The organism is Saprospira grandis DSM 2844, assembly GCF_000275825.1.
Lineage (GTDB): Bacteria > Bacteroidota > Bacteroidia > Chitinophagales > Saprospiraceae > Saprospira > Saprospira grandis_A.
The window spans coordinates 1-5,187 of the sequence record NZ_JH719942.1 but is presented as its reverse complement, the minus strand read 5'-3'; the positions used below and the strand labels follow the sequence as shown (position 1 = coordinate 5,187).

At 41.8% G+C, this 5,187-nt stretch carries 5 protein-coding genes; all 5 read left to right on the top strand.

The window, feature by feature from the left end; genetic code table 11:
* Positions 1–547 precede the first annotated feature (547 nt).
* The gene (locus SAPGRDRAFT_RS23315; protein ID WP_002656234.1) at positions 548–1,690 is read left to right on the top strand and encodes an RHS repeat-associated core domain-containing protein; all 1,143 of its coding nucleotides are present in this window, start codon (positions 548–550) and stop codon (positions 1,688–1,690) included.
* Between the two features lie 4 nt (positions 1,691–1,694).
* Positions 1,695–2,357, top strand: coding sequence for a hypothetical protein (locus SAPGRDRAFT_RS00280; protein WP_002656232.1), 663 nt, complete (start codon positions 1,695–1,697; stop codon positions 2,355–2,357).
* A 22-nt stretch (positions 2,358–2,379) separates the two neighbouring features.
* Entirely contained in the window at positions 2,380–3,405 is a 1,026-nt protein-coding gene (locus SAPGRDRAFT_RS19740) for an RHS repeat-associated core domain-containing protein (RefSeq protein WP_367613654.1), read from the top strand.
* 10 nt (positions 3,406–3,415) lie between these two features.
* Positions 3,416–3,961: a hypothetical protein gene (locus SAPGRDRAFT_RS00270; RefSeq protein ID WP_002656230.1), complete on the top strand. Its 546-nt coding sequence runs from the start codon at positions 3,416–3,418 to the stop codon at positions 3,959–3,961.
* A 204-nt stretch (positions 3,962–4,165) separates the two neighbouring features.
* The coding region (locus SAPGRDRAFT_RS23310; RefSeq protein WP_002656228.1) for a hypothetical protein at positions 4,166–5,187 on the top strand (1,022 nt) is incomplete at its 3' end.

Below are 5,187 nucleotides of genomic sequence, written 5' to 3'. Positions count from 1 at the left end.
TGATATGGGCCGATGGTTTCAACCATCGGCTCGTTTTATTGGGCTAAGTTTGGTCTCTTTTGTTGCTGTAGGTTTCAACCTACAGGCCCATATTATACAGGACCCTAGGGCCTTGGCCCTAGGGGTATTATGAAATTTATGGGGGATAAAAAACAAACTACCGAAGAAAAAATAACCCTTGTTCAAAGCGGTAGAGGATTTTAATCCTCTCAGCACTATAGATACAGAATGGGGTTGTTGTATGGCTGCTGGTTTCAACCTGCAGCCACGGCTAGCAGGCGGCGAAGCCGCCGCAAAGGAGCGAAGCGACTTGGCCTAGGGGCCTGAAAGGGGGGCCGCGCAGCGGCAGACCAAGGGTGAAGCCCGCAGGGCCGAGCAGACCTGCGAGCCCAGCAAGGGCCCGGCCGCCTTTGGCGGCAGGCCCCAAAAAAGGATAAAAAATACTATCTTTAGCTCTCGTTCTTTGAAATAAAATGAGCTGGGCCGCCGCCGCTATGAGCTCTCCAACCACTTAGGCAATGTACTGGCTACGGTCAGCGATAAATCCTTGGGCCGAGACAGCAGCCAAACTGGACAGGCAGATTATTATCTGGCGCAGGTTTCTTCTGCAAGCCTATACTACCCCTTCGGTTGGGAAATGCCTGGGCGCAAGTTTGTGAGTGGGGAGGGGTATCGTTTTGGGTTTAATGGGCAAGAGGAGGATCCTGATATGGGAGTGGTCTTTAAGTATCGTATCCATGATGCGAGGGTTGGTAGGTTTTTGTCTGTGGACCCACTTGCGCCGGATTATCCACATAATAGTCCTTATGCATTTGCTGAAAATGCAGTAATTCAGTTTGTTGAGTTAGAAGGGTTAGAAAAGGCAACGCCACAAATGGTGCAAAATGCAGTTAATTCGGTTAATCAATATGTAAATGACCCTAATCGAGGTTCCGTATTTCCCAATATAAGCAAAGCAGATTTTGGACAGAGTCTAAGTAGTATGCTTCAAAATCCATCTGGAATTACTCAAGGCTACACAAATTTATGTGGTTTAGCAACATCTTGTAAGATAGGTGCAGAGTATAACCCTGAACAATTTGCGGACTTTGCTATTTCACTTTTTGAGACAGGAACGTATTCTTCTCCAAGTCACTCATATTTTTCTAATGCTAATATAATTCAGACGAATCCAGTGATACACAGTGAGAGTTTAAATAGTAGCGGGAAAGTTGCTAATACAGGCTTGACTGCTGCAGAATTTGTAACTATGCCAGCATTACGACATTCTCAGAATCTTACGTTTAGTTATAACCCCGTTGATGATGCTGCTCAGAGGACGGGGAAAGTTAGTGAAGGAACAAAGGCATTTACTTATCCAAGTGATGTTACGACAACAATGTATGGACCATTAGGTATACATGAAAGTACTCCATATACTTTAGCAGAGTATGATCCTATTCGAAAAAAATTAGCTCAAGGACATAGTGTTATAGGTCTGTTTGATTGGTCAGCAATGAAAAATAAGGATTGGGGGTCCAGTGGATGGCATTATATTGAAATACAAGGATTGAGAAATGTAAATGGAAAGATAGAAATGACATATTGGAATCCTAACTATGGAGGAACAACTCCGAAAATTAAATTATTTGATTCAGGAGAATTTTCTTATTACTTAAAAGGCTGGGGATCATTCGATGCGAAAAAGTAGGTTAATGTATGTTAGTGTTATTATAGTAGCACTCTATTGTCTTATTTCTTGTAAGAAGAAATATCCTGAAGACCGATTTTATTTGAAAAAAGTAGCTATTCGAGTAGTTGACTATCTTGGCAAAGACAGTATGGGCTGCGCTATCATAGGTAGTTATTTGAATGAGAGGAAAAATGACTCCTGCGGTATAGCCGTTAGGTTTTATAAAAGGTTTTATTCTGATTCAACCAATGGCACTTACATAGTTATTGGGTATCAGCCAAAAGGTTTTTATGGAACAGAAGAAAAAATTCATAAGATATCATTACAAACGTTGTTTGATCAAAACTCTATAGATAGCTTCCTTGTAGGAAATGAAAACTTCAGTTTTGTCAATATAGAAAAAGCTGTAAACACTTCTCATACTACAGAGAGTTATCCTTGCGGCACCAATAGTTGTTCTTGTTTAGGGACAGAAGTGTTTTCAAGTTTAACTGATTTCAAAAGGAACTATAATTCTAATTCTAAGAAAACTTGGAAAGACCTCTTGGGCAGTGAAGTTTACTTTTGGATGCCTAAGGCTGAGTTTAAAAAACTACTATCTGATACCAATAGTACGGAAATTGAATTACGTATTGAAATGGAGGATGGCCGGGCTTTGGGCGCGAATACTGAAGTGAAAAACTAATCTAACTTTAGGTCTACTTTATATCCGCCAAACTGGGCAGGCGGATTATTATCTGGCGCAGGTATCTTCGGCTAGCCTATACTACCCATTTGGTTGGGAAATGCCAGGCCGCAAGTTTGTGAGTGGGGAGGAGTATCGTTTTGGGTTTAATGGGCAAGAGGAGGATCCTGATATGGGAGTGGTGTTTAAGTATCGTGTCCATGATGCGAGGGTTGGCCGCTTTTTGTCTGTGGACCCACTTGCGCCGGATTACCCTTGGAATAGCTGTTATGCTTTTGCGGAGAATAGTACAATATTATTTATTGATTTAGAGGGGTTAGAGCGTGCATTGTCAGGGGCTAGTTTACGAACTGCTGCTACTAGATTAGAAAAGATGAATTTTGGGGCGTTAAAGGATAATGTCCCTAATGACAACTCTTATTTTACGAAAATAAAGGGGGCTACTGAAAATGAGGCTATAACTCTTCGATATGGTTCAGATAAGCCATCAGAAGTAATGTCTAATATCGTTTATTCTACGGAGAATGGAGGTAGTTTTTCAGCTGATTGTTCAGCATTCACTCAAATAGTTTTCTTAGAGGCCGCAAGGATAGAGTTGGGGGATAGAGGCTTTGATTTTTCATTTTCAAATGGAGCGAAAAAGAAAAAAAATAGATTTTATGATCCATTGATAATAGATTATGTGTACTCTACAAATGTAAACCACCAACGATTGTATGAGCGTAGCACAGATTCAGATGAAGACGGTATAGTATTTAAAGATTGGCAAGGTACTTTCACAAACTATGATACAGAACAAGAGTTTATAGATCAGTTACCTGTAGGGAGTCTAATTACTTTTATGGCAAATTCGATGGCTGAAATAGATGCTGGAGCTTTGGGGAACTTCCGCTATGAAAATGTTTTAAAAGTTGGAGAAGACAGCTATGCTGCTCATCCATTCGGAATAGTAAGCTATAGTACATTGATAAATAAATTGAATGAATTAACTCCTTCTGGGCATCGGCTTCATGCTGTAGATCAGTTGATGTATGAAGATACACCTTAAAACAATTGTAATGAAATGGATTTTATTATTGCTGCTTAGCCTTCCAATGGCTTTAAATGGGCAGACGGCCAACCAACAAAAAATATATAAGGAGCTAAAAGCTAAGGCTGGAACTAGATGGAATGTAGTGAACCATGCGGATGCTATTGTTTTAGAATATCGAGATACCTTAGCCGTTCAGGTATTTACAAATATCATGGACCACTATTTTGTGATACCAGAAAATGCGGTCCTAGTAGATAGTTTGACCAATAGACATCGTACTATGGATACCGTAAATACTAGAGAGTTGTATAGGATTATATTATATAATCAAGGACGAAAACGAAAATGGAAAGCTTCAATTAAACGATCTTTAGCTAAACAAAGGAACATTATTTTTTATAATGGACATGTATATCAGCTCAATCTTACTTCTGCTGATTTTTTTGGAAAAAACTTTAAAGCATTCACGGGAAAGTTAAGTCAAGAAGATAAAAAGCGGGTCAAAAAAGCAATAGCAGAGTTGTTTTTGGATTATAAAAAAGAAGCTATGGACTATGAGGCATTATTTTGACACAACTTACTATAGGAACTTATAGTTAAAAGGAGCGAAGCGACTTGGCCTAGGGGCCTGCAAGGGGGCCGCGCAGCGGCAGACCCAGCCAGCTTGCTGGCGCAGGGCCGAGCAGACCTGCGAGCCCTGCAAGGGCCCGGCCGCCGCAGGCGGCAGGCCCCAAAAACATCCTCAGAAAACTATGAATATGACGAAATCGGCAATTTGGTTCGAGATAGCTCGGAGCAGATTGAGGAGATTGTCTGGAACGTACAAGGCAAGGGGGAAGAAGTTCATTTTGAGGCGGGCAAGCCGGGCCCCTCGGTCTTGCAATATGAGTATGACCCCATGGGCAACCGCTTGGCCAAAAAGAAATTGTATGTAGATGGTCCTGCGGATATTCGGTCGGAGGGGCAGTATTATGTCCGTGACCCGCAGGGGAATGTGCTGGCGGTTTATCAGTACAATGAAGAAAATATTGCGCTTGTCGATGACAAAGATAGTTTGTATTTGGAGGAGCTGCATTTATATGGTTCGGCTCGTTTGGGGATCTTGAAAAAAGCCTTAGCTTTAAGGTATCGGGATGAATCGGGCACGGCTAATTGGTCTATTAGAACATTAGCCAAAACCACTTTGGCGCAAAGCAGCTACCAGCAACTAGAGCTGGGCCGCCGCCGCTACGAGCTCTCCAACCACTTAGGCAACGTACTGGCTACGGTCAGCGATAAATCCTTGGGCCAAGACAGCAGCCAAACTGGACAGGCAGATTATTATCTGGCGCAGGTTTCTTCGGCAAGCCTATATTATCCCTTTGGTTGGGAAATGCCTGGCCGCAAGTTTGTGAGTGGGGAGGACTATCGTTTTGGGTTTAATGGGCAAGAGGAGGATCCTGATATACATGGAGGTGGAATTGTCTTTAAATACAGAACAGAAGATGCTAGAGTCGCAAGGTTTTTTGCGGTAGATCCTATTGCAGCTCAATATCCTGAGTTGACCCCCTATCAGGTTGCTAGCCTTTCGCCAATTTATATGAGGGAATTGGAAGGGTTAGAAGGTATTCTATCGACAAATGTAGGCATCGATTTCAGAGCCCAGTTAAAGGTTAGTTTTACTATTGGAGGAAGAGATGGCTATAGTACAAGTGGAAGTGCATCGGTAGGGATGAATGTAAGAACTCCAATGATGGGTGGTCATCTTAATGCATCGATAAATATGTATCATAATGGTTTGGGAACTTCAAAATTAGG